Source organism: Streptomyces genisteinicus, from assembly GCF_014489615.1.
GTDB lineage: Bacteria > Actinomycetota > Actinomycetes > Streptomycetales > Streptomycetaceae > Streptomyces > Streptomyces genisteinicus.
In genome coordinates, this window is record NZ_CP060825.1 from 1,815,012 (window position 1) to 1,838,790 (window position 23,779).

General features: G+C 74.6%; 23 protein-coding genes. 11 read left to right on the plus strand and 12 right to left on the minus strand.

The window, feature by feature from the left end; genetic code table 11:
• The first annotated feature begins 125 nt into the window (after positions 1-125).
• Entirely contained in the window at positions 126-932 is an 807-nt protein-coding gene (locus IAG43_RS08010) for an alpha/beta hydrolase (protein ID WP_187740065.1), read from the plus strand.
• Complete coding sequence (locus IAG43_RS08015; RefSeq protein ID WP_187740066.1) at positions 925-1,491, plus strand: hypothetical protein; 567 nt, start codon at positions 925-927, stop codon at positions 1,489-1,491. Before IAG43_RS08010 ends, IAG43_RS08015 begins: the two co-directional genes overlap by 8 nt.
• Before the next feature lie 88 nt (positions 1,492-1,579).
• Here IAG43_RS08015 and IAG43_RS08020 read toward each other — a convergent pair whose 3' ends face one another.
• The 6 genes from IAG43_RS08020 to IAG43_RS08045 all read right to left on the minus strand — a co-directional run bounded on the left by IAG43_RS08020 (position 1,580) and on the right by IAG43_RS08045 (position 6,468).
• Positions 1,580-2,341, minus strand: a complete 762-nt coding sequence (locus tag IAG43_RS08020) for an endonuclease/exonuclease/phosphatase family protein (protein WP_187744344.1) — start codon at positions 2,339-2,341, stop codon at positions 1,580-1,582.
• Positions 2,342-2,414: 73 nt separating this feature from the next.
• Entirely contained in the window at positions 2,415-3,356 is a 942-nt protein-coding gene (locus tag IAG43_RS08025) for an ROK family glucokinase (RefSeq protein ID WP_147990250.1), read from the minus strand.
• Between the two features lie 65 nt (positions 3,357-3,421).
• Positions 3,422-3,862 (minus strand): DUF5304 domain-containing protein, encoded by a 441-nt coding sequence (locus tag IAG43_RS08030; protein WP_187740067.1) that lies wholly within the window; start codon positions 3,860-3,862, stop codon positions 3,422-3,424.
• 63 nt (positions 3,863-3,925) lie between these two features.
• Positions 3,926-5,110, minus strand: coding sequence for an ArsA family ATPase (locus IAG43_RS08035; RefSeq protein WP_187740068.1), 1,185 nt, complete (start codon positions 5,108-5,110; stop codon positions 3,926-3,928).
• Positions 5,110-5,559: an SRPBCC family protein gene (locus tag IAG43_RS08040; RefSeq protein WP_187740069.1), complete on the minus strand. Its 450-nt coding sequence runs from the start codon at positions 5,557-5,559 to the stop codon at positions 5,110-5,112. Before IAG43_RS08040 ends, IAG43_RS08035 begins: the two co-directional genes overlap by 1 nt.
• Positions 5,560-5,700: 141 nt before the next feature.
• Positions 5,701-6,468 carry a metallophosphoesterase family protein gene (locus IAG43_RS08045; protein WP_187744345.1) on the minus strand — a complete coding sequence of 256 codons (768 nt, stop codon included), beginning with the start codon at positions 6,466-6,468 and terminating at the stop codon, positions 5,701-5,703.
• A gap of 287 nt (positions 6,469-6,755) precedes the next feature.
• On the opposite strand from IAG43_RS08045, the gene IAG43_RS08050 reads away from it, so the two are divergent.
• Positions 6,756-8,552: an AMP-dependent synthetase/ligase gene (locus tag IAG43_RS08050; RefSeq protein WP_187740070.1), complete on the plus strand. Its 1,797-nt coding sequence runs from the start codon at positions 6,756-6,758 to the stop codon at positions 8,550-8,552.
• A 539-nt stretch (positions 8,553-9,091) separates the two neighbouring features.
• On the opposite strand, the gene IAG43_RS08055 is transcribed toward IAG43_RS08050, so the two are convergent.
• Positions 9,092-10,234 (minus strand): glycosyltransferase family 4 protein, encoded by a 1,143-nt coding sequence (locus IAG43_RS08055; RefSeq protein WP_187740071.1) that lies wholly within the window; start codon positions 10,232-10,234, stop codon positions 9,092-9,094.
• 196 nt (positions 10,235-10,430) lie between these two features.
• Here IAG43_RS08055 and IAG43_RS08060 point away from each other — a divergent pair, with 196 nt between their 5' ends.
• Positions 10,431-11,705 (plus strand): glycosyltransferase 87 family protein, encoded by a 1,275-nt coding sequence (locus IAG43_RS08060; protein WP_425508581.1) that lies wholly within the window; start codon positions 10,431-10,433, stop codon positions 11,703-11,705.
• Here IAG43_RS08060 and IAG43_RS08065 read toward each other — a convergent pair.
• From IAG43_RS08065 to IAG43_RS08085, 5 genes are all read right to left on the minus strand, one after another.
• Entirely contained in the window at positions 11,662-12,894 is a 1,233-nt protein-coding gene (locus IAG43_RS08065; RefSeq protein ID WP_425508582.1) for a hypothetical protein, read from the minus strand. The genes IAG43_RS08060 and IAG43_RS08065 overlap by 44 nt on opposite strands.
• A 106-nt stretch (positions 12,895-13,000) precedes the next feature.
• The gene (locus IAG43_RS08070; protein ID WP_187740072.1) at positions 13,001-14,035 is read right to left on the minus strand and encodes a C40 family peptidase; all 1,035 of its coding nucleotides are present in this window, start codon (positions 14,033-14,035) and stop codon (positions 13,001-13,003) included.
• A gap of 228 nt (positions 14,036-14,263) precedes the next feature.
• Positions 14,264-15,289: a C40 family peptidase gene (locus tag IAG43_RS08075; RefSeq protein ID WP_187740073.1), complete on the minus strand. Its 1,026-nt coding sequence runs from the start codon at positions 15,287-15,289 to the stop codon at positions 14,264-14,266.
• Between the two features lie 320 nt (positions 15,290-15,609).
• A complete protein-coding gene (locus tag IAG43_RS08080; RefSeq protein WP_187740074.1) occupies positions 15,610-16,974 on the minus strand; it encodes an NYN domain-containing protein in 1,365 nt (454 codons plus the stop codon).
• Positions 16,975-17,012: 38 nt separating this feature from the next.
• Positions 17,013-17,255 carry a hypothetical protein gene (locus tag IAG43_RS08085; RefSeq protein ID WP_018848810.1) on the minus strand — a complete coding sequence of 81 codons (243 nt, stop codon included), beginning with the start codon at positions 17,253-17,255 and terminating at the stop codon, positions 17,013-17,015.
• A 149-nt stretch (positions 17,256-17,404) separates the two neighbouring features.
• Between IAG43_RS08085 and IAG43_RS08090 the strand changes: the two genes are divergently transcribed.
• From IAG43_RS08090 to IAG43_RS08120, 7 genes are all read left to right on the plus strand, one after another.
• Positions 17,405-18,121 carry a rhomboid family intramembrane serine protease gene (locus tag IAG43_RS08090; RefSeq protein WP_187740075.1) on the plus strand — a complete coding sequence of 239 codons (717 nt, stop codon included), beginning with the start codon at positions 17,405-17,407 and terminating at the stop codon, positions 18,119-18,121.
• Positions 18,122-18,198: 77 nt separating this feature from the next.
• Positions 18,199-18,480, plus strand: a complete 282-nt coding sequence (locus IAG43_RS08095) for an Lrp/AsnC family transcriptional regulator (protein WP_161699606.1) — start codon at positions 18,199-18,201, stop codon at positions 18,478-18,480.
• 121 nt (positions 18,481-18,601) lie between these two features.
• Complete coding sequence (locus tag IAG43_RS08100) at positions 18,602-18,904, plus strand: small hydrophilic protein (protein ID WP_187740076.1); 303 nt, start codon at positions 18,602-18,604, stop codon at positions 18,902-18,904.
• Positions 18,905-18,953: 49 nt separating this feature from the next.
• On the plus strand, positions 18,954-20,324 hold the full coding sequence (locus tag IAG43_RS08105; RefSeq protein ID WP_187744348.1) for a sensor histidine kinase: 1,371 nt from the start codon (positions 18,954-18,956) through the stop codon (positions 20,322-20,324).
• Positions 20,321-20,980 carry a response regulator transcription factor gene (locus tag IAG43_RS08110; RefSeq protein ID WP_187740077.1) on the plus strand — a complete coding sequence of 220 codons (660 nt, stop codon included), beginning with the start codon at positions 20,321-20,323 and terminating at the stop codon, positions 20,978-20,980. Before IAG43_RS08105 ends, IAG43_RS08110 begins: the two co-directional genes overlap by 4 nt.
• 80 nt (positions 20,981-21,060) lie before the next feature.
• Positions 21,061-22,482 (plus strand): SLC13 family permease, encoded by a 1,422-nt coding sequence (locus IAG43_RS08115; RefSeq protein ID WP_187740078.1) that lies wholly within the window; start codon positions 21,061-21,063, stop codon positions 22,480-22,482.
• A gap of 117 nt (positions 22,483-22,599) precedes the next feature.
• Positions 22,600-23,760: a glycerate kinase family protein gene (locus IAG43_RS08120; protein ID WP_187740079.1), complete on the plus strand. Its 1,161-nt coding sequence runs from the start codon at positions 22,600-22,602 to the stop codon at positions 23,758-23,760.
• Positions 23,761-23,779: the final 19 nt, after the last annotated feature.

Consider the following 23,779-nt stretch of genomic DNA (forward strand, 5'->3'; position numbering starts at 1 on the left):
GCCCGGGCCGTGACGGCCCTGGTCGGTGTCGGCCCGGTCGCGTACCGTGAAGTACACCCTTCGGGCCGTCGCCGGCCCATCGCGTCCTCCGTGCACTCCGCACACCTCACGAACAGGAGACCCCGGTGCCGGTCCTTCCCGGAGCCGAGCCGTACCGCCATGACGGCGGCGAGGTCGGCGTCCTCCTCTGTCACGGATTCACCGGTTCCCCGCAGTCGCTGCGCCCCTGGGCCGAGTACCTGGCGGAGCACGGCCTGTCGGTGTCGCTGCCGCTGCTGCCGGGTCACGGCACCCGCTGGCAGGACATGCAGGTGACCGGCTGGCAGGACTGGTACGCGGAGGTGGACCGCGAGCTCGCCGCCCTGCGCGGCCGCTGCCGTGTCGTCTTCGTCTTCGGCCTCTCCATGGGCGGCGCGCTGGCCCTGCGGCTGGCGGCCCGGCACGGGGACGCCGTGCGCGGCGTCGTCGTCGTCAACCCGGCGAACAAGGTGCACGGCGCGATGGCGTCGCTGCTGCCCGTCGTCCGCCATCTGGTGCCCTCGACCAAGGGGCTGACCAGCGACATCGCCAAGCAGGGCGTCGAGGAGGTCGGGTACGACCGGGTGCCGCTGCACGCGGCGCACTCGGTGCGGCAGTTCTTCCGCCTGGTGGACGGCGAGCTCCCCCAGGTGACCCAGCCGATGCTGCTGCTGCACAGCCCCGAGGACCATGTGGTCCCGCCCGCGGACTCCGCCCGGATCCTCGGCCGGGTGTCGTCCACGGACGTCACCGAGGTCGTCCTGGAACACAGCTACCACGTCGCGACGTTGGACAACGATGCGGAGCGGATCTTCGAGGAGAGTCTCGCGTTCATCGGCCGGCTCGCTCCGGAGGCCGGGACCGCCGGGTCCCGCTCGGCGGAGGCATGGGGAGGGAGTACGACCGGTGGCTGAACAGCACGACGCGGACCGTGAGCCGCAGCCGATCGACGAGGAGGCCGCCTGGGCCGCCATCGTCGCCGGGTACGGCGAGGAGCCGGCCGACCCGCCCGGGGCGAAGCCGTTCAAGTCGGTGGAGGACCTCGCCCTGCTGGAGACCGAGACGAACGACCTGCCCGAGGCGCCCCGGGAGACCGCGAAGGACGAGGAGCCGGAGGAGAAGCCCGCCCTCGGCAGTTCGATCACCTTCGCGCCGGGCGTCGCCGGCCCCCGCGACTACCGGATCGCCGAGGCGAAGGACGAGGACCTCGACGAGAGCGACGAGGGCCACTTCGTCCCGCCCGAGCCCCCGCCGCTGCCGGAGGCGGACGTCACCGCGAAGTTCGCCTGGCTGGCGGTGATCGGCGGTCCGGTGCTGATGCTGCTGGCCGTGCTGCTGCGGTGGGACATGACCTGGTGGCTGACCACGCTCTGCGTCGGCGGCTTCCTGGGCGGCTTCGCCACCCTGGTCGCCCGGATGTCCCCCGATGACGACGACGACATCGACGACCCCGGGCGCGGCGCGGTCGTGTAGCGGGGCGCCGCGGACGACGGGGCGGGCCGGGGGCGTGGTCCCCGGCCCGCTCTCCGTGTGTGCGGGGCCGCCCCGGACCGCGGGGCTCTCAGGCCGCCGGGACGCGCAGGGCCGCGAGGACGGGCAGGTGGTCCGAGGCGGCGCGCAGGTCCTCGGGGCTGACGCCCGGCAGGCCGCGCGGGACGCCGCAGCCGAGCACCTCGACCCCCGGGGTGGCGAACACGGCGTCGATCCGCTGGTGGGGGTCGGCCGGTGTCGACGTGTGCTCGTCGCCCCACGGCTTCGCCGCCCAGCAGTCCTGGAGCTCCCCGGCGAGCATCCGGAAGCTGCGGCCCTCGGGGCGTTCGTTGATGTCGCCGGCGACGACCGCGTGCGGCACGTCGAGGGCGGCGAGGTGGTCGAGGAGCATGCGTGCCTGGTCGAAGCGCTCGGCGGAGGTCAGGCTCAGGTGGCAGCTCACCACGCCGAGCCGCGCCCCGCCGAAGCGGACCACCGCCGTGGCGAGTCCGCGGCGGTGCTGCCCCGGGGTGAGCGGCAGCAGGATGTCCTCGGTGTGCTCCACGGTCGCCCGCAGCGAGCAGAGCAGCAGCGGGCCCGCGGCGGTCGCGCCGCCGGAGAGCATCACGAGGTCGGTGGCGGCGGCGAGGCGCGCGGCGTGCTTGCGCCACCGGAAGAACCGCGGGGCCTCCTGCACGAGGACCAGGTCGGGTTCGCAGGCGCGGACGACCCGGACGAGGGCGTCCTCGTCGTCGCGCAGCGACCGGATGTTGTAGCCCAGCACCCGGACGACGGCCGAACCGTCGGGCTCCGTACGGGAGTCGGGCAGCGCGGGCAGGTCGTTCACGCTCATCGCCATGCCGATCACGATACGACGGTGCCCGCCGCGATCCGGTGAGGACGCGGCGGGCACACGGCGCTCGGGCTCAGCCCTGGCGGGCCAGGTCGGCCGCGCCCACGAGACCGGCCTTGCCGCCGAGTTGGGCGGCGAGCACCTGGGCGTGGGGCCGCCAGTGGCCGCCGATCAGCCAGCGGCGGAACGACTTGCGGATCGGGTCGAGGACGAGGTCGCCCTCGTCGGAGACACCGCCGCCGACGATGAACGCCGACGGGTCGAACAGCGACGCCAGGTCGGCGAGCCCCGCACCGGCCCAGCGGGCCAGCTCGCGGAACGAGTCGACGGCGACCGGGCAGCCCTGCCGGGCGGCCTCGCTGATGTGCTTGCCCTGGATGCCGTCGACGGTGCCGTCGCCCAGCCCGAGCAGGACGCCGGCGTTCTCCGGGGTGGCGTTGGCCCGCTGCTTGGCGTACCGCACCAGGGCCCGGCCGGAGGCGTACTGCTCCCAGCAGCCCTGGCTGCCGCAGCCGCACAGCAGCCCGTCGGGCACCACCCGGATGTGGCCGAACTCGGCCGCCACGCCGAAGCGTCCGCGGCGCAGCTTGTTGCCGATGATGATGCCGCCGCCGAGGCCGGTGCCGATGGTGATGCAGATGACGTCGTCGTGTCCCTGCCCGGCACCGAACCGGTACTCGCCCCAGGCCGCCGCGTTCGCGTCGTTCTCGACCACGACGGGGAGGCCGACGCGCTGCTCGACCTTGTCCTTGAGCGGCTCGTGGCGCCAGTCGATGTTGGGCGCGAAGAGGACGGTGGCGCGCTTGTCGTCGACGTAGCCCGCCGCGCCGATGCCGACGGCCTCGATCTCGTGCCCCCCGCCGGCACCGGCGACGGCCGAGCAGATCGCGTCGACGATCCCCTCGGGGGTCGACGGGGTGGGCACGGTGTGCGTCTCGAGAATGGTGCCCTCTTCGTCGACCACGCCCGCCGCGATCTTCGTGCCGCCGATGTCGACGCCGATGGTGAGTCCCATGTGTCCCTCAGTATTCGGTCGAGCCCCGCTAGGGGCAACGGTACCCGAGGGCGGGGCTCCGAAGGTCAGTCGAGGTCGATGTGCTCGCTCGGGCCGGGGCCGTCGTCACGCGGGTCGTCGCGCTTCTCGGCGGGGCGGCTCTGCCGGGTCCAGCTGCTCTCCTGGGCCTGCACCGCGGAGCGGTAGGCGGCCAGCAGTTCCCCGCCGGCGGCCGCGAGATGGTCGAAGACCTGCGGGTTCCGCTCGATGACCGGCTCGACCGCGGCCTTGGCCTGGGTGACGAACTGCTGCACGGCGCTCTGCGCCGCCATGCCCGGCAGCGACGTCTGGAAGGCGCTCACCTTGTCGGCGACGGCGCCCAGCAGCTTGCGGAGCTCCTCGGCGGCGGACTCCGGCGGGCGGCCGGACTCGGCCCGGCGGCGGGCCTGCTCGGCCCGGAGGTCCTCCTCGCAGGCCGTGGCCCACGCGTCGTCGTCGACGTCGGGGCGCTCGGTGGCATCGCTCATGGCGTACTCCTGCGGCAGGCGAGGGTTGCTGCCTTCGACGTTACCCGAACGGCCCCGCCGTGTTCAGCGTGTCCGCGGCCACAGGCCGGGGTCGGGCGCGAACCGTACGGAGAGCGTGCCGTCGGCCAGCCCCGCGCCCGCCACCGTGCAGCGCCGCAGCACCGGCGGCAGCGGCAGGATCCGGCGGAACGGACCGGCGGTGACGAGGAGTTCGTCCCCCCGGCGCACCAGGGAGACCTCCTCCTTGACCGCGTCCGGCAGGGGCAGGTGCCAGACCAGGGTGCCGTCGTCTCCGTGCACGGGGTCGGCGGGGCCCCGCCGGGCTCCGGCTCCTGCGGGCGGGGCGAGGACGGGCTCGCCGGCCAGCCGGGCGAGATCGGCGAGGTCCCGCGGGTCGCGGCCCAGGTGCGGCAGGGCGCCGACGACGGCCGCCGGGGGCCAGGCGCCGCGCCATTCCTTCAGGCACTCGGCCTGCTGGGCGGCGAGCGCGGCCGCCCACGGGTCCGGGGAGTCGCCGGGCACCACGCGGTTGGCGACGACGGCGTGCACCGCGTGGCCGAAGAGCCCGAGGCCGGGGCGGGCGGCGCGCAGCCGTTCCGCGGCGGCCGGGCCCGGTTCGGCGACGACGGTGAGCCGGGTGCCCGGGTCCTCGACGGCCGCCTGGACGTCCGCGAGCGCGGTGTCCCAGCGTCCGGCGGTCTCGTACAGCCACTGCGCCGGCATAGGGACGCCGGCGAGCTGGGCGAGCACCGGCCGCAGCGCGCGGGCGGCCTGCCGTTCGGGCGGCAGCAGCCTGCGCAGATAGCGGCGCAGCCGCTCGGGCAGGGCGAGCAGGGCCACGGTCTCGTCGAGCGGCGGCATGTCGGCGACGACGACGTCCCACTCCCCCCGGGACGCGCCCGCCAGCGCGCGCAGCAGCGCGAACTCCGTGCTGCCGGGCAGCTCGGTCAGCTCCTCGTCCTCGAAGGGCGTGGCCCCGAGCAGGTCGAGGGCGGCCGATACCCGGTCCTGGAGGTCGAGGAACTCGGCGCGGAAGTCGGCGGCGGTGTCGACGCGGGCCGCCCACAGGCCGTCCGCGACGGCCGTCGGGCTCCCGGGCGTGCCCCCGGCGGGGACGCCGGGCACGGGGTGCGTCCCGGCCGAGAGCAGCAGCGTGCGGCGGCCCGCCGAGGCGGCGGCGAGTGCCGAGGCCGCGGCGACGGTCGTACGGCCCGCGCCTCCGAGGCCGGTGACGAGGACCCGGTGCATCAGGCGCCGGCGCCGCTCTCGACGCGCTTCTTCAGACCGGCGAGGGCGCGGTCGATGATGACCTTCTCGGCCTTGCGCTTGATCATGCCCAGCATGGGGATCTTGACGTCCACGGTCAGCCGGTAGGTGACCTCGGTGCGGTCGCCGCCGCCGACGGGCGCGAGGCGGTAGGAGCCGTCGAGCGCCCGGAGCATCTGCGACTTCACCAGCGTCCAGCTGACCTCGTCGTCGCCGTGCCAGGTGTAGGCGAGGGTGTGGTCGTCCTTGATCGCACCGGCGTCGAGGACGAGCCGGACCTGCTCGGCGCGGCCCTGGGCGTCGGAGGCGAGCACCTCGGCCTCCTTCACCTCGCCGGTCCACTCGGGGTAGCGCGCGAAGTCGGAGATCACGCCCATGACGTCGGCCGGCGCCGCATCGATGGTGATGCTCGAGCTGGTGTGTTCCGCCATCGCTGCGGCTCCTCAACAGTGCGGTGACGACCGGGGTCGTGTGCCGGGGTCGTGTGATGGTGTGCAGGCTACCGCGCCGCCGTGACCCGCTGTCGCGGTGCCCTCACCACCCTGCCGGTGTCCGGCCCCCGCTCCCCCCCGTCACCAGCTCAGCGTCCACGGCTTCCCGGTGGAGGCGAAGTGCCCCACGTTGACGCACTCGGTGGCGCCGATCCGCATGCGCCGCACCAGCGGCTGGTGCACGTGCCCGAAGAGGGCGTAGCGGGGCCGGGTGCGGCGGATCGCGTCCAGCAGGGCCCGGCTGCCCCGCTCGAAGCGGCGGGCCACCGTGTCGTAGGTCAGGTCCGGCACCTCGGGCGGGATGTGCGAGCAGAGCACGTCCACCTCGCCGAGCGCCTCGACCTTGGCGGCGTACTCCTCGTCGGAGATCTCGAACGGGGTCCGCATGGGGGTGCGCAGTCCGCCGCCGACGAACCCGAAGACACGGCCGCCGATCTCCACCCGCTCCCCGTCGAGGACGGTGGTGCCGGGCTGGGCGAACTCGGGCCACAGGGTCGGGATGTCGACATTGCCGTAGGTCGCGTACGTCGGGGCGGGGAAGGCGGCGAACAGCTCGGCGTACTGCCGGCGCACCGCGGAGACCACGGCCGTCTCACGGTCGACGCCCAGTTCGGCCCAGAGGCCGCGGGCCAGGTCGCGGGCCTCGTCGAACCGGCGCGCGGTGCGCAGCTCCACGATCAGGTCGGCGTTGGCGGTGCCGAAGAGGTCGGGGAAGATGCCGCGCGAATGGTCGGCGTAGTCGAGGAAGAGCACGAGATCGCCCAGGCAGACCAGGGCGTCCGCGCCGTCGCCCGCGGTGGCCAGATCCTTCGCGTTGCCGTGCACGTCGCTGACCACGTTGACTCGCATACCCGCCATGGCGAGCACCCTACGACCCGTCCACACACCGTGGACAGAGGGTCTCCACCTGCGGTTACTCGCACGACATCCAAGGGTGGAATACTTCACCCGACGCCCAGCCGCAGCCGTGTGACGCAGGGAACATTGGCCGGGACCCCCTACCGGGAACCGACTACCGATGGGTAACGTCCGGGAGGTCCAGTCGTGCTCGCCCCCACGAGCACCTGCCCGACGTGGACCGCAGCCGGCGCATCACACAGAGCCGTGGCGCCGGAGCCCGATGAGGAGCAGCAGTCTTGCGCGAGTTCAGCCTTCCGGCCCTGTACGAGGTCCCGACGGACGGCAACCTGACGGATCTCATCCGCCGCAACGCCGCTCAGCACCCAGATGTGGCCGTCATGAGCCGCAAGGTCGCCGGCGCGTGGACCGACGTCACCGCCGTGCAGTTCCTCGCGGAGGTGCGCGCCGCCGCCAAGGGCCTCATCGCCGCCGGCATCCGGCCGGGCGACCGGGTGGGCCTGATGTCGCGCACCCGCTACGAGTGGGTGCTGCTCGACTTCGCGATCTGGAGCGCGGGCGCGGTCACCGTCCCGGTCTACGAGACCAGCTCGGCCGAGCAGGTCCAGTGGATCCTCGGCAACTCGGGCGCCGTCGCCGTCGTCGTCGAGAGCGCGGCCCACTCCGCCGCCGTGGAGTCCGTCCGCGGCTCCCTGCCGGAGCTGCGCCACGTCTGGCAGCTCGACGCGGGCGCGGTCGCCGAGCTGGAGGCGTCGGGCGCCGCGGTCACCGACGAGGTGGTCGACGAGCGCAGCTCGTCCGCCAAGGCGGACGACCCGGCCACCATCGTCTACACCTCCGGCACCACCGGGCGCCCCAAGGGCTGCGTGCTCACCCACCGGGCGTTCTTCGCCGAGTGCGGCAACGTCGTGGAGCGCCTGAAGCCGCTCTTCCGCACCGGCGAGTGCTCGGTGCTGCTGTTCCTGCCCGCCGCCCATGTCTTCGGCCGCCTGGTCGAGGTCGCCTCGGTGATGGCGCCCATCAAGCTGGGCTGCGTACCGGACATCAAGAACCTCACCGACGAGCTGGCCTCCTTCCGGCCGACGCTCGTCCTCGGCGTGCCGCGCGTCTTCGAGAAGGTGTACAACTCGGCCCGCGCCAAGGCCCAGGCCGACGGCAAGGGCAAGATCTTCGACAAGGCCGCCGGCACCGCGATCGCCTGGAGCCAGGCCCTGGCGACGCCCTCGGGGCCCTCCATCGGCCTGCGGCTGAAGCACAAGGTCTTCGACAAGCTGGTCTTCAGCAAGCTCCGCGCGGTGCTCGGCGGGCGCGGCGAGTACGCCATCTCCGGCGGCGCCCCGCTCGGCGAGCGCCTCGGCCACTTCTTCCGCGGGATCGGCTTCACCGTCCTGGAGGGCTACGGCCTCACGGAGTCCTGCGCGGCCACCGCGTTCAACCCGTGGGACCGCCAGAAGATCGGCACGGTCGGCCAGCCGCTGCCCGGCTCCGTCGTGCGCATCGCCGACGACGGCGAGGTCCTGCTCCACGGCGAGCACATCTTCTCCGGCTACTGGGACAACGAGGCGGCCACCGCGGAGGCGCTGGCCGACGGCTGGTTCCACACGGGTGACATCGGCACCCTCGACGAGGACGGCTACCTCGCCATCACCGGCCGCAAGAAGGAGATCATCGTCACCGCCGGCGGCAAGAACGTCGCCCCCGCGGTCATCGAGGACCGCATCCGGGCGCACGCGCTGGTCGCCGAGTGCATGGTCGTCGGCGACGGCCGCCCGTTCGTGGGCGCGCTGGTCACCGTCGACGAGGACTTCCTCGTCCGCTGGGCGGCCGACAACGGCAAGCCCGCCGGGTCCTCGGCGGCGGCACTGCGCGAGGATCCGCAGCTGCTCGCCGAGATCCAGCGGGCGGTCGACGACGGCAACGCCGCGGTCTCCAAGGCGGAGTCGGTCCGCAAGTTCCGCATCCTCGCGACGCAGTTCACGGAGGAGGCGGGGCACATCACGCCGTCGCTGAAGCTGAAGCGGAACGTGGTGGCGAAGGACTTCGCGGACGAGATCGAGTCCCTGTACCGCGGCTGACCCGCGCCGCGGGCGGGGACGCGCGCACCGCACGGTGCGCGCGGGGCTCCCGCCCGGGCGTGCGGGCTCACGGGGCACGGACCACCTTCCCAGCCCCGCCGGCGATTGAGGCGCGGGGGCACGGGGGCGGAGCCCCCGCAAAGACGGCACCCCCACCGAGCCCCCGGCAGCGGGCAACCGAAACCGCCCCGGGCAACGGCCGCGTATCCGGTCCGCAGCGGGCGGACCGCCCCTGCCCTGGCCGGACCCCACGGGGACCGTCACACGCCCGCACAGGCCCCGGCCACCGAACGGGCCGGCCCTCCCCAGCCCCGCCGGGCTACGGACACCGTCCCGACCCCGCCGACCGCGCAGCACCTTCCCAGCCCCGCCGGCGATGGAGGCGCGGGGGCACGGGGGCGGAGCCCCCGCAAAGACGGCACCCCCACCGAGCCCCCCGGCAGCGGGCAACCGACACCGCCCCGGGCAACGGCCCCGCAGCGAACGCCCCCGGGCAACGGCAACGGCCCCCGCACCGCCGCCCCCCGGCGGCACCCCCGTCAGAGCAGCTCGCGCAGCCTCCCCGCGAGGAGGTCCCAGCGCCAGCGCTCCTCCACCCAGGCGCGGCCCCGCTCGCCCATGCGGCGGCGGAGGTCGGGGTCGCGGAGCAGGGTCACGATGCGGTCGGCGCAGTCGGCGGGCTCCCCGCCGCGCACGACCCAGCCGGTCTCGCCGTCGAGCACGGCGTCCGGAGCGCCGCCGGAGTCGCCGGCCACCACCGGGAGGCCGGTCGCCGAGGCCTCCAGGTAGACGATGCCGAGGCCCTCCACGTCCAGCCCGCCGCGCCGGGTGCGGCACGGCATCGCGAAGACGTCGCCCGCGCCGTAGTGCGCGGGCAGCTCCGACCAGGGCACGGCCCCCGTGAAGCGGACCGCGTGCGCCACGCCCGTGCGCCCCGCGAGGGCGCGCAGGTCCTTCTCGTACGGCCCGCCCCCGACGACCAGGAGGACGGCGTCCGGCACCTGCGCGAGGATCGCGGGCATCGCCCGGATCAGCGTGTCCTGGCCCTTGCGCGGCACGAGCCGCGACACGCAGACGACCACCGGCCGGTCGCTGAGCCCCAGGCGTTCGCGGACCCGGTCGCCGCCGGAGCCCGGGTGGAAGGTCTTCTCGTCGACGCCGGGCGGCAGCTGCACCATGCGGGCGGCGGCCTGCGGGGTGAGCGCCCGGGCGATCCGCGAGCGGGTGTACTCGCCGAGGTAGGTGATGGTGTCGGTGCCCTCGCCGATCCTGCGCAGCAGCTGGCGGGAGGCGGGGAGCTGGGCCCAGCCCGCCTCGTGGCCGTGCGTGGTGGCCACGAGGCGCCGCGCGCCCGCCGCGCGCAGGGACGGCGCCATCAGCCCGAGCGGCGCGGCCGCCCCGAACCACACGGACTCGCAGCCGTGCTCGCGCAGCAGGCCCACGGCCCGCCGGGTGACCCTCGGGGTGGGGAGCAGCATCGTGGTGCGGTCGCGGACGACGGTGAACGGCTGCTCGGCGTCGAAGGCCGCCGTCGCCTCCTCGCCCTCCCGGCCGCGCTTCCAGGTGGAGGCGTAGACGACGATGCGGCCGGGGTCCAGCCGCAGCGCCATGTTGTGCAGGAATGCCTGGATGCCGCCGGGCCTGGGCGGGAAGTCGTTCGTCACGATCAGCGTCTTGTGCATCGCCGCCGACAGTACCCAACGCGCCCCCGGCAGCGGACGCGGCCCCGGCGCAGGCCTCCCGCCCCACGACCCGTGCGCCACCGCCCCGGCCCGCATCCCGTGCGCCACCGCCCCCGACCCGCCCACCCGGCGGCCCCGCCACCACCCCCGGCCCGCCCGCCGGGCTCATTACCGGGCCCGCGGGGACCCTCCCGGCATGATGGGCAGCCACGGCGGCGGAGACGAGAGGCAGCAGATGGCGAAGGCGCCCCGCGGCACGGGCGCCGCCCTGCCCCTGGCGGTGTGGGCGGCGACCCGGACGGTGCTGCTCCTGTTCGTGCTCGGTCCGCTCACCTTTCCGGGCCCCGACGTGACGACCGACGTGTCGGTGATCTACCGGGGCTGGTACGAGGTGCTGCGCACCGGCACGTTCCCGCTGGACGACGTCACCTGGCAGTATCCGCCCGCGGCGGCGCTCGCGATCCTCTCCCCCGGGCTGCTGCCGTGGCTCCCCTACGACACGGCCTTCTTCGTCCTGGTGTGCCTGTGCGACCTGCTCGTCCTGCTGATGCTGCGGGCGGCGCAGCGGCCGGACGCCCGGCAGCGGGCCGTGTGGGCCTGGGTGGCCGGGGTGCCGCTGCTGGGACCGACGGTCTACGCGCGCTACGACCTGATGGTCACGGCGGTCGCCGTGGCCGCCCTGCTCGCGGGGGCGCGGCGGCCCCGGGTGCTGGGCGCGCTGGCGGCGTTCGGCGCGCTGCTGAAGGTGTGGCCGGTGCTGCTGCTGGTGGGCGTGGAGCGGGGCCGGGCGGCGCGGCGGGCGTGGGGTGCGGCCGCCGTGACGGCCGTGGCGCTGACGGCCGGCTTCGTGGTGGCGATGCCGGGTGCGACGGCGTTCCTCGGCTTCCAGCGCGACCGGGGCACGGAGGTCGAGTCGCTCGGCGCGCTGGTGTTCCATGTGGCCCGCCATCTCGGGTGGCGCGGCGAGGTGCTGCTGAACTACGGCTCGGTCGAGTTCGTCGGACCGTACGTGGGGGTGGTGAGCGCCGTCGCCCTGGCGCTCAGCGCGGCCGCGATGGTCTGGCTGCTGGTGTGGCGGCTGCGGGCCCGGGAGTGGGGGCCGGCGACGACGGCGGACGCGGCGTTCACCGCGGTGCTGCTCTTCACGGTGACCAGCCGGGTGATCAGCCCGCAGTATCTGGTGTGGCTGGTCGGGCTGGCGGCCGTCTGCCTGGTGCGCCGGGAGACGCGGATGGGGCGTCCGGCGCTGCTGGTGCTGGCCGCCACCGCCGTGACCGTGCTGGAGTTCCCGGTCTGGTTCGGCCATGTGGTGGCGAGCGACGCGCTCGGCATCGGGCTGCTCGTCGCGCGCAACGGGCTGCTGGTGGCCGCGGCCGTCGTCGCCGGGCGCCGCCTGTGGGAGGGCCCGGCCGGGGCCCCGGCCGGCGTCAGCCCAGGCGTTCGCGCAGATGGTCGCGCCACTGCGCGGTGAAGTCCTCGACCGTGACGCCCAGCTCCCGGGCCAGGGCGTGCTCGACGGCGCCGTCCCGGTGCTCCGCCGCGCCGACCGACCGGTAGACGCCGGTGAGGCGCTCCTCGCCCCAGCGCTCCGCGATCAGCTCGCACGCCAGCCAGCCGCCCTCGTAGGCCCGGGCCAGCGCCCCCGCGTCGCCGCCGAAGGAGAACGCCTGGTCGTCGGGGAGCGCGGACGGCAGATCGCCCGCCCGGACCGCGTCGCGCAGTTCGGGCGCGATCTCCTCGGCGCTGCGCCCGCTGCCGCGGTAGGCGACCCAGTCGGCGAAGCCCTCGGAGAGCCACATGGGTGTGGCGGCCGAGGTGTGGGCCCGGGTCGCGACGTGGACGGTCTCGTGGGTGAGCACGACGTCCTGACCGTGCTCGCCGAGGAGTCCGTACGCCTCGGGGTTGACGACCACCCGGTCGGCGGGGGCGTCCGGTCCGCCTCCGCTCCTGCCCGTGGTGACGGCGGCGATGCCCCGGAACCCCGCCGCCGGGGCGCCCAGCAGCCGGCCCATGTCCTCCAGGGACGGCGGCACCAGCACGACCACCCGGCCCGCCCACTCCTGCGGCCAGGCGTCCGTGACGGCGGGCACCGCCAGGTCGGTGGCGGCGGCGAGCTCCCGCAGCCTCTTCGGGTCCTGTCCGACGCCGAGCACCAGGCTGCGGCTGCCGCGCACGGCCTCCACGTCGCCCTGCTGCCACAGCTGCTGCGGTGCGCCGCTGCCGGGCCGGTCGGCCGTGACGTACCAGCGGCCGTCGCGCTCGGCGAGTTCGACGATGCGGGAGGCGACGACGGGTGCCGTGTCGTAGCCGTCGACGCGGTAGCGCAGCTCGGCGTCGGCGACGGCCCGGCCGCCCTGGTGGCGGACGCCCCGGACGGTGTACTCCCAGCTGCCGAACGGCACGTCGGCGAAGTTGTCGAACTCCGTGCCCTGGGCTTCGCGCAGGGCGCCGGCCCGGGGGTCGAGCACATCGAGCCAGGCGGCGCGGTCGTGGCGGAGGACGGCGTCCGCACGGGCGTCGAGGGTGCGCCGGACGGCCTCGGCGGTCGGGTCGACCGGGGCGGTCCGGGAGGTGCAGGCGGGCAGCAGCAGCACGACGGCGAGGCCGAGCCCCGCCGTACGCCGTGCCGCCGCGCGTGCCGCGCGCCCGTGACCTGCCACGCTGCCGATCGTACGGAAAGCGGCGGCGCGAGGCGGACCGGGACCGCCCCCCGAGGGGCCATGCGGCCCCCGGGGCCCGCCGGGCGCGGTCCTGCGGGAGGGCGGGTCAGACGCGGGTGACCGCGTGCACGGGCATCATCCCGACGGGGTCGTAGCGGACGGAGGCGCCCGGGTAGGGCGCGTGGACGACCTGGCCGTTGCCCATGTACATCCCGACGTGGCTGGCGTCGCCGCGGTAGGTGACGATGTCGCCGGGTCTCGCCTCGGAGAGCGGGATGCGGCGGCCGGCGTTCGCCTGGGCCTGGGAGGTCCGCGGCAGGCCGACGCCCGCCTGTGCGTAGGACCACTGCACGAGGCCCGAGCAGTCGAAGCCGGAGGGACCGCTGGCGCCCCACACGTACGGGCGGCCCACCGCGCCGCGGGCGGCGAGCGCGGCGGCCGAGGCGTGCCGGGAGCTCGCGGGGAGGCCGTCGAGGCCGGGCGGGACGCCGTCGCGCCCGCTGCGCGAGGCGCGGTCGAAGGCGTCGCGTTCGGCGTCCGGCAGGCTGTTCAGCAGCCGGCGGGCCTCGGCGAGCTTGCGTTCGACGCTGCGCTTGTGGCGGGCGACCTCGGCGCGGCTGCGCTCGAGTTCGGTCAGGTCCCGGGCGGCCTCGGCGCGCTCCTGTCCCAGGTCGCGCTGTCTGCTGCGGAGTTCGCTCAGGGTGTGCGCCTGGCGTTCGCCGACGCGGTCGAGGACGGCGGCCCGGTCCAGGTAGGTGTCGGGGTCCGCGGAGAGGAGGAGTTCGAGCGCCGGGTCGACGCCGCCGGAGCGGTACTGGGCGCCCGCGACGGTGCCGAGGGTGTCGCGCATCCGGTTGATGCGCTCCTGGCCGCGGGCGACGCTGTCCTGGGCGTGCGCCACCCGCTCGCGGAGCCGGGCGGCGTCCTCGCGGGCCTTGTTGAAGCGCTCGGTGGCCTGTTCGGCCTCCTGGTGGAGCCGGTCGACCTGGGCGCGGGTGGCCCGGGCGGGTTCGCGGGGCTCGGCCCCCGCGGGGGTCGCGCCGAGCCCGGCGGCCGCGGTCGCCGCCGCGGCGGCGGACAGCACGGTGGTCCGGGCACTCGATGCGAGACCGGTCTGTGAGGGTCGGCGGTGGGACACCACGGGCCGCGCTCCCTTCCGCACACGTCGCTGAACGCGAAGGACTGGGGATGTTGCGCGGCAGACAGTAGCCGTGCGACCACGCGGCGGCCAACGACCGCGGCGGGCACGCACAGTGACGCCCCGCCGGAAACACAGGTCACCGGCGGGGCGCGACGTCAGCGGAAGGGGACGGAATTCCCCCGTTCGGACGGGTGTGGGAGTCTCCCGCACCCGCCGTCGGACGGTCCGTCAGATACGCACGCCGAACTGGAAGGGCATGTTGTTGATCGACTCGTAGCGCACGTTGGCGCCCGGCTTCGGGGCGTGCAGCACCTGGCCGTTGCCGGCGTAGAAGCCGACGTGGTGCAGGTCGCCGTAGAAGATGACCAGGTCGCCCTGCTGGAGTTGCCCCTGGGAGTAGATCCGGGTACCGGCGTTGGCCTGCGACTGGCTGGTGCGCGGGATGGAGACACCGGCCTGGGCGTAGGCCCAGGAGGTGAGGCCGGAGCAGTCGAAGGAGCTCGGTCCGGAAGCGCCGTAGACGTACGGGGTGCCGATCTTGGACTGGGCGGCGGCGAACGCGGCGGCCGCGCGCTGCGACGCGGGGACGGAGTTGCCCAGGTCGGCGCGGGCGCTGGCCCGGTTGGCGCGGGTGTCGTCGGCGGCCAGCGCGGCACGCTCGGCGGCGGTGAGGGAGTTGAGCAGCTTCTGCGCGTCCGCGAGCTTGGCCTGGACTTCCTTCTTCTTCTCGCCCAGTTCCTTGCGGGTGTCCGCCAGGTCCGTCAGCTTGCCCTGGGCCTCCTGGCGCTGCTGCGCGAGGGTGCGCTGCTTGGCCTGGATCTCCTGGATGGCGTCGGTCTGCTTGGCGCCGAGCTGGTCCAGCGCGGAGGCCTTGTCCAGGTAGGTGTCGGGGTCGCCGGAGAGGAAGAGCTGGAGCGAGGGGTCGATCCCGCCGGAGCGGTACTGGGCGCTCGCGACCGAACCGAGGCTGTTGCGGAGGGTGTTGAGCTCCTCCTGACCGCGCGCCACCTTGTCCTGGAGCGCGTCGATCTGCTCGTCGAGCTTCTCCTGCTTCTCCTTGGCCCCGTTGTACTTCTCGGTGGCCTTCTCCGCCTCTTCGTAGAGCTTGTCGACCTTCTCCTTGACCTCGCTCTTGCTCGGCTTCGGGTCGGCCTGGGCGGTCTGGGCGGAGAGGGCGACGGCGGCTGCGGCGGTCGCGGTGAGCACGGTCACACGGGTGCGGCTCGGCTGCTTGGGACGACGGTGGGACGCCACGAAGGCGAGCTCCTTCTTCCTCGAGCCGCCTACCGGGCTGTGGGGGGTTCGGGACCCCGGCGTCCGCACGTCGGGCCCCCGGGGGAAACAGGGTCGAACTGCACGAACTCGGCGGTTCCTTCGCTGCCACCCCGGCTGGGTGATCAACCGCGCGAAGGTTCGAAGCCAGACCTTAGTGACCTTCTTGTGATCAGTTCAAATCCTCATCGGAAAAATCTCGGCCCCCAGTGGCATTCTTTACTCACATCACACACGCAGTAGCGGCCACTTGACGCACCGTCCCCCGCAGGCGACCCCAATTCGGGCATTGCCGCCGGATGTTACGAGACGCGCGAAAGCCGCTTGAGGAGCATCGCGGACGCAACCGGGCGCGCCCCCGCCTTGGCCACCCCGTCGGCCACCTCGCGGTCGGTCGAGACGACCACCACGGGCCGGCCCGGCGGCTCCGCGCGCACCAGCTGGCGGATGAGTTCGTCGGCGGTGACCCCGGCCTTGGAGAACAGCACCCGCACGCCGCGCGGCGGCGCCAGCAGCACCGGCGCCGCCAGTTCCGCGCCGTCGAAGACACAGGTGACCTCGGCCCCGCTCTGCGCGGCCAGCATGGAGAGCCCGCCGAGCAGCCGAAGCCGCTGCTTCTCCAGCGGCATGGTCGGATAGCCCGTCTTGGTGACGTTGTAGCCGTCGACCACCAGATGGGCCTGGGGCAGGGCGAGCAGCTGGTCGAGCAGGGCCGGATCGGTCTCCGAGAGCGCCCTGTTGGCGATGTCCTTGGGCGACATGCGGCCCGGCTCCACCGCGTCGACCGTGTCGGCCGGATGCATCCCGGCGGGCGGCAGGGCGAGTTCGCGCCGCAGGCCCTGGGCGGCGTCCAGCACGGTGTCCAGCAGCAGCCGCAGCCGCATGTCCTCCACGGACCGGCCCTCGCGCGCCGCGCGGCGCCCCGCCTCGACGGCGGCCTCCGCCTCCCCGAGGCGGGCCTTCAGCCGCCGGCTCTCGCTCTCGGCCGCCGACACCTGGGCCGCCGCCTGCGCCCGCACCGACTCGATCTCGCCCGTGCTGCGGCGCAGCGCCGCCTCACCGCGCTTGAGGTCCGCCTGGGTGCTGCGCAGCTTGCGGGCGAGCGACTCGCCCTCCTTGCGGGCGGCCTCCAGCTCGCCGCGCAGCCGCTCGGTCTCCGCCTTGGTCTGGGCGCGGGCGTCCGCGAGTTCCTCGCGCAGCCGCTCGAGTTCGCGGCGGCCCTCCTCGTCGGCGCGCTCGGCGTCGGCCCGCTGGACCTCCTCGCCCGCGGCGGCGACCAGTTTCACCCATCCGGTGGGCCTCAGGACGTACGCGGCGGCCGCCACGTCCACCGGATCGGCGGCCGCGGGCGGGGCGCCGGCCTCCAGGGCGCCCGCGAGCTCGGGCTGGCTCTTGGCGAGCCGTTCGCCGATCCGCTGGCGGAAGACGGGGTCGCTCTCCAGTGCGGCGGCCATGGCGTTCCCGGCGAACCGGGCGCGGCGGGTGGGGGTGAAGCGGGCGTACTGCCGGAGCTGGGCGGGCAGTTCGGTGACGGTCAGCCCGCCGAACGCGTCCGAGACCAGCGCCACGACACGGCGTCTGACGCCCTCGGGCAGGGGGCGGTCGAGCGCCTCGGCGGCGTCACCGGCCGCACCGGCCGGCTCCGCGCCACTCGCGGGCTGCTCCACGATCCGTCACCCCTGCCACCTGTGCGGGGCCGCCCCTGTCAGGAAGCGGCGCCCGGCCTGTCCACCAGTTCGATCTGGTCCACCGCGTTGCACCAGCGGCAGCGGACCGACTCGATGGTCTCACTGACGACGTCACGCTCTTCGACGGTCGGCTCACCGGCGAGGTCCAGATGGACGTACTCGACGACCTTGGACGACCGCGTGACGTCGAAGCGCGTGAGGTTGCCGCAGAGCGTGCAGCGCCACCGGGTCTCGGCTGTCGGCGAGGGAACCGTCGTCATGATGCCGTCCTATTCGTCGTACGGATCCGGGTACCCGCGGTGCGCCGTCGAACTGCGGATGTACTGCCTGCAACCCTACGGCCTCGGAGCTGGGCGCGGTCACGGCGAGGCACTCCGTCCCGTACGCCCCGTTGCGCCATGCTCTGTCCATGATCAGTCGGTGGGTCTCCGCGGACGCGGCGCGCGGCGCGCTCCGGGCGGCGGTGAAGGGTCCCGCGGTGACATACGGCCTGATCGCGGTGTGCTGCGCGGTCTTCGCCGTCAGTCCGGTCTCCGGCCTGAACCCGGCCTACGGCATCGGCGACGAGGTGCTCGCCGCGCAGGCCGCGTACTTCGAACGGTGGGGCGTGATCCCCGTCGAACTGATGTCCGCCGACCCCCGTGCCCTGCTCACCCCCCTCACCGCCCTGTTCATCCACGGCAGCTGGCTCCACCTGCTGGGCAACATGCTCTTCCTCTACGTCTTCGGCGCGATGACGGAGGAGCGGATGGGCCGGCCGGCCTTCGCCCTCTTCTACCTGGTCACCGGCTACCTGGCGCTGCTCGCCTTCGCCGTGGCCAACGCGGAGTCCGCCCAGGCGCTGGTGGGGGCGTCGGGGGCGATCTCGGCCGTGCTGGGCGCCTTCCTCTTCCTCTTCCCCCGGGCCAGGGTCACCAGCCTGTTCCCCTTCCTCCTCTTCCTGCCGCTGCGGTTCCCCGCCTGGGCGGTGCTGGTCTTCTGGTTCGCCCTCCAGTGGGTGGCGGCCCAGAACGCGGGGAGCGGACCGGGCGTCGCCTACCTGGCCCACCTGGCCGGATTCACCGTCGGCTTCCTGTGGGCGTGGGCCCGCTTCCGCCGCACCCCGGCGACCGCTTCCCCCGGATGACGCCGTCCGGCCGGCAAGTAGGCTGGCCCCGTCTGCAGCGGTCCCTCTGCAGCGGCCACCGAGGGAGAAGGACAGCCGTGATCACCGCCATCGTGCTCATCAAGACCAGCGTGGACCGCATCCCGGAGATCGCCGAGTCGATCGCCGCGCTGGACAGCGTCAGCGAGGTCTTCTCCGTGACGGGGACCTACGACCTGATCGCCATGGTGCGGGTGGCCAGGCACGACGACCTGGCCGACGTGATCCCCGGCCGGATCAGCAAGATCCCCGGTGTCGAGGGGACCGACACGCACGTGGCGTTCCGCACCTACTCCCAGCACGACCTGGAGGCCGCGTTCGCCATCGGCCTCGACTCCTGAGCCCGCCGGTCCGGCCGGCGGCCGCACTCCGCGGCCGCCCGCGAGCCCGCGGCACCGCACATGAAGGAATCCTCATCCCCGCCTCATCCCGTGTTTCCCGGCAGGACGCACGATGACGGGCATGGCCTTCACCCACCGCATGGCGACGCTCGCCGCAGTCGTCGCCATCCCGCTCGGCATCGCCGCCACCAGCTACGCCCTGACCGACTCGCCCGGGGACCCCGAGGTGCCGCCCGCGGTCGAGCTGGACGCGACCCCGCGCCCGGCCCCGCCGCCCTCGGGCACGCCCTCCGGCGGCCCGTCCGCGGATCCCACCGCCGTCCCGACGACCCCGTCGCCCACCGGGGACGCGGTCGTCCCCGGCCCCGCGGCGACCGACGACGACGACAACGACGACGCCGACGACTCCGGTGACGAGAACTGACCGCCGGATCTCCGCACGGGTCCGCATCCTGCTCTGGCTCCTGCTGGTCATGACCGTGGCGCTCGGCGCCGTCGCCATGACCACCAGGTCGCTGCTGCTGCGCGACATCGACCACCGGATCAACCAGCTCCTCACCCAGGAGACCCAGGAGTTCGCGAACTTCGTCCCCCAGGGCGTCGACCCGGACACCGGCCGCACCTTCACGGACCCGGACAAGCTGCTGAGGGTCTTCCTCCAGCGCCAGTACTCCGACCCCGACGAGGAACTGCTCGGCCTGACCCGCGCCCCCGGACAGCGCGTCCACGTGATCCGCCAGTCCCGGGAGATCCGCCCCGACATCGCGCTCCACCCCGACCGGGCCTCGCTCACCGCGATCCTCGACGCGGAGGGGACCGCGGGGGTGCTCGACCGCCCGCAGGGCGAGGTGCGCTGGGCGAAGGTGCCGATCCGGGCCGCCTCCCCGGGCGCCGAGGCCGCCTTCGTGGTCGCCTTCCACTCCGACCGCGAACGCGCCGTCGCGGACGAGGCGATCCGCACCCTGCTCGCCATCTCCGGGGTCGCCCTGATCACCGTCACCGGCATCGGCTGGGCCGTCGCGGGCCGCATCCTGGCACCGGTGCGCGTGGTGCGGGCCACCGCCGAGAAGCTCACCGAGCAGGACCTGACCCGGCGCATACCGGTACAGGGCCGCGACGACATCGCCGCACTCGCCGAGACCTTCAACGCCATGCTGGACCGGCTGGAGCGGGCGTTCGCCGGGCAGCGGCAGTTCGTCGACGACGCCGGGCACGAACTGCGCACCCCGATCACCATCGTGCGCGGCCATCTGGAGCTGATGGGCGACGACCCGGCGGAGCAGCGCGAGACGGTCCGGCTGGTCACCGACGAGCTGGACCGGATGAGCCGGATCGTCGAGGACCTGCTGCTGCTGGCGAAGGCCGAACGGCCGGACTTCGTCCGCCCCGAGCCGGTCCAGCTCGGCGAACTGACCGCCGACGTCTTCGTCAAGGCCCGGGCGCTCGGGGAACGCGACTGGGTGCTCGACCAGGTCGCCGACCGCGAGGCCCAGCTCGACCCCCAGCGCATCACCCAGGCCATGGTGCAGCTCGCGCAGAACGCGGTCCAGCACACCGTGCCCGGCGCCCGGATCCGCATCGGCTCGCACGAGACCGAGGGCCGCGTCGAGCTGTACGTGGCGGACAGCGGGCCGGGCGTGCAGCCCCAGGACGCCGAGGTGATCTTCGAACGGTTCCGTCGCGGGACCGCCCGCCGCGGCGCCCGCACCAGCGGGGCGGGACTGGGCCTGTCCATCGTCCGCGCCATAGCCGAGGGCCACCGGGGCGGCCGCGTGGAGCTGCGCGCCGCCGAAGGGCCGGGCAGCGGCGCCGTGTTCGTACTCGTCCTGGAGGAAGCCCTGTGAACCGCATTCTGATTGCCGAGGACGAGGACCGGATCGCCTCCTTCGTGGAGAAGGGCCTGCGGGCCAACGGCTTCACCACGACCGTCGCCGCCGACGGCGACACCGCGCTCGACTACGCGGTCAGCGGCGGCTTCGACCTGATGCTGCTGGACATCGGCCTGCCGGGCCGGGACGGCTTCACCGTGCTGCGCGAGCTGCGCGAGGCGCGGGTCACCCTGCCCGTCGTCGTGCTGACGGCCCGCGACTCGGTACGGGACACGGTCGCCGGCCTGGAAGGCGGTGCGGACGACTGGATGACCAAGCCGTTCCGCTTCGAGGAACTGCTGGCCCGGGTGCGGCTGCGGCTGCGCACCGCGGCCCGCGCCCCCGAGGTGACGGTGCTGCGCAGCGGCGACCTGACCCTGGACCTGCGCACCCGCAGGGCGCGGGCGTCCGAGCGCACCGTGGACCTGACGGCCCGTGAGTTCGTGCTGCTGGAACTGTTCCTGCGGCATCCGGGGCAGGTGCTGAGCCGGGAGCAGATCCTCTCCCACGTCTGGGGCTACGACTTCGACCCGGGCTCCAACATCGTGGACGTGTACGTCAGGGCGCTGCGCAAGAAGCTGGGCGCCGAACGCCTGGAGACCGTGCGGGGCATGGGCTACCGGCTGCCCTGAGCCGCGCGCCCCGACGCCGATGAAGTTCCCTTCATCGACGGCTCATCAGCGGCTCACGGCCCCGCCGAAGACTGGATGCCGTGAACCTCTCCCTGCGCCAGGCGGCCTGGCTCTGCGCGGCGCTCAGCGTCTGCGCCCTGCTCGCCGTACCGGGCGTCCTCCCCTCGCTGGGCGGTGACGCGCGGCTCACCCTCGCGGTGTTCGCGCTCGCCACCTGCGCCTGGATCGCCGCCCCGGTCGACGACACCTACGTCGCCCTGGGCGCCGGCCTCGCGCTCACCGCGACCGGCGTGATCAGCTCCGACACGCTCTTCGCCACCCTCGGGGACGCGACGATCTGGCTGCTGATCTGCGCGTTCGTCATCGCCGCCGCGGTCACCAGGACCGGTCTCGCCGGGCGGGCCGCCGCCTTCCTGGTCAGCGGGGCCCGCAGTGTGCGGCAACTGGTGCACCTGACCACGGCCGCGCTGGTGGTGACCGCCTTCGCGGTGCCGGCCACCTCCGGCCGCGCGGCCCTCGCGCTGCCGGTGTTCCTGGCGCTCGCCCGGGCGCTGTCCGGGCGGCGGCGGCTGGTGGTGATGCTGGCTCTGCTCTTCCCGACGGTGATCCTGCTCTCGGCGGTGGCCACCCTGATCGGCGCGGGCGCCCATCTGATCACGGTGGGCGTGCTGTTCGAGCAGACCGGGCAGCGGATCGGCTTCGTCGAGTGGCTGGTGCTCGGACTGCCGCTCGCTGTCGTCGCCTCCCATCTGGCGGCCGAGGCCGTGCTGCTGACGACGACCTCCCGCGCCGACCGCAAGGGGCCGGTGAGGATCACGGCCGAACAGCTCCAGGAGCACTCCCCCACCCCGGTCACCGGCCCCCTCGGCACGGCGGAGGCCCGCTGCGCGGTGCTGCTCGCGACCGTGGTCGCCCTCTGGTGCAGCGAACCGCTGCACGGGGTTCCGCCGGCCCTGGTCGCGCTGATCGGCGCCGTCGTCGCGGCCTCCCCCGCGCTCGGCACGGTCGGGCTGAAGGACGCTCTGCGGACCGTGCCCTGGCCGCTGCTGCTGTTCATGGCGGCGACCACCGCGATGGGTGTGGCCCTGGTCGACTCGGGCGCCGCGGGCCATCTGACGGGCGGCCTGCCCGGCTCGGTGCCGCCGTGGCTCTTCCTCACCGTGGTCGTGCTGGTCAGCACCGCGGCCCATCTGGTGCTCCAGTCCCGCTCGGCACGTTCGTCGGTCCTGGTGCCGCTGGTGGTGGCGGCGGCCGTGGGCTCCGGCGTCAACCCGGTGGCCGCCGCCCTGGCTTCGACGGCGGCGGCCGGCTTCTGCCACACCCTGCCCGCCTCCGCGAAGCCGGTCACCCTCTTCTTCGAACCACCGGAGAAGGTCCCCACCTTCACCCCGCGCGACCTGCTGCGGCTCTCGGCGCTCCTCGCGCCGCTCAGCGCGGCGGTGGTGCTGCTGTTCGTCCTCCTGGTCTGGCCGCTGCTCGGCGTGCCCGTCCTCCCGGAGTAGGGGCCCGCGGCGCCGCCGCTCCCCGCCCCCCCTGCCGGGCACCGCACCGGCACCTCCCCCGCGCCCCGCGGCGCGGGCCGGCCCCGGACCTCCGGGATCCACACGAAAGGCCCCGCCATGAGCCACCGCCCGTACCGAGTCGCCGTCGCCCCGAGCGGCTTCAAGGAGTCCCTGTCCGCCCGCGAGGCCGCCCTGTCCATCGCCGAGGGCCTGCGCCGGGTGGTCCCCGACGCCGAGCTCGACCTCATACCTCTCGTCGACGGCGGCGAGGGCACGGCCGAGGCGCTGGCCGAGGCGACCGGCGGCCGGCTGGTGCCGTGCACCGCGACCGGGCCGGTCGGGCTGCCGGTGCGCACCCACTTCGCCGTGCTCGGCGACGGCACCGCCGTCGTGGAGATGGCCGCCGTCGCCGGGCTCGGCCTGGTGCCGCGCGACCGCCGCGACCCTTGCGCCACCACCACGTACGGTGTGGGCGAGCTGATCCGGGAGGCCCTCGGCACCGGCGCCCGGCGGATTCTCGTCGGCTGCGGCGACTCCGGCACCAGTGACGGCGGCGCCGGCGCGCTGCGGGCCCTCGGCGCGCGGCTGCTGGACGCCCGGGGCCGCGAACTGCCCGACGGCGGGGCCGCGCTGGCCCGGCTCGACCGGATCGACGCCTCGGCCCTGGACCCCCGGCTGCGCCGGACCGCGATCCTGGTGGCCTGCAACCCGTTCAACGTGCTCTGCGGGGAGCGCGGGGTGGCAAGGGTCTTCGGCCCGCAGAAGGGCGCGGGCCCCGCCGACGTCGTGCGCCTGTCGGCGGCCCTGGAACGCTGGGCCACCGTGCTGACGCGCGACCTCGCGCCCGGCACCGACCTGGCGGCCGCGCCCGGCACCGGTGCCTCGGGCGGACTCGGCGCGGGCCTCGCCGCCCTCGGCGCCCGGCTGCTGCCGCGCTTCGAGGTCCTGCTGGACCACATCGACCTGGACGCCCGGCTCGCCCGGGCCGACCTGGTCATCACCGCCGAGGGCTCCCTCGACCGGCAGACCGTGCGCGGCAAGGTGCCCGCCGAGGTGGCCCGCCGGGCGAAGGCGCTCGGCGTGCCCGTGCTCGCGCTGGCGGGCACCCTCGGACAGGGGGTCGACGAGGTCACGGCCGCCGGGGTGGACGCCTACGGATCGATCCTGCCCGCACCCGTGGCGCTGCCCGAAGCGCTGGACCGCGCGGGCGAGTTCCTCGCCGACGCGGCCGAACGCACCCTGCGGATGGTGCTGGTGGGGACCCGGCTCGCGGCCTGAGCCGCGCGGCGCCGGAGCG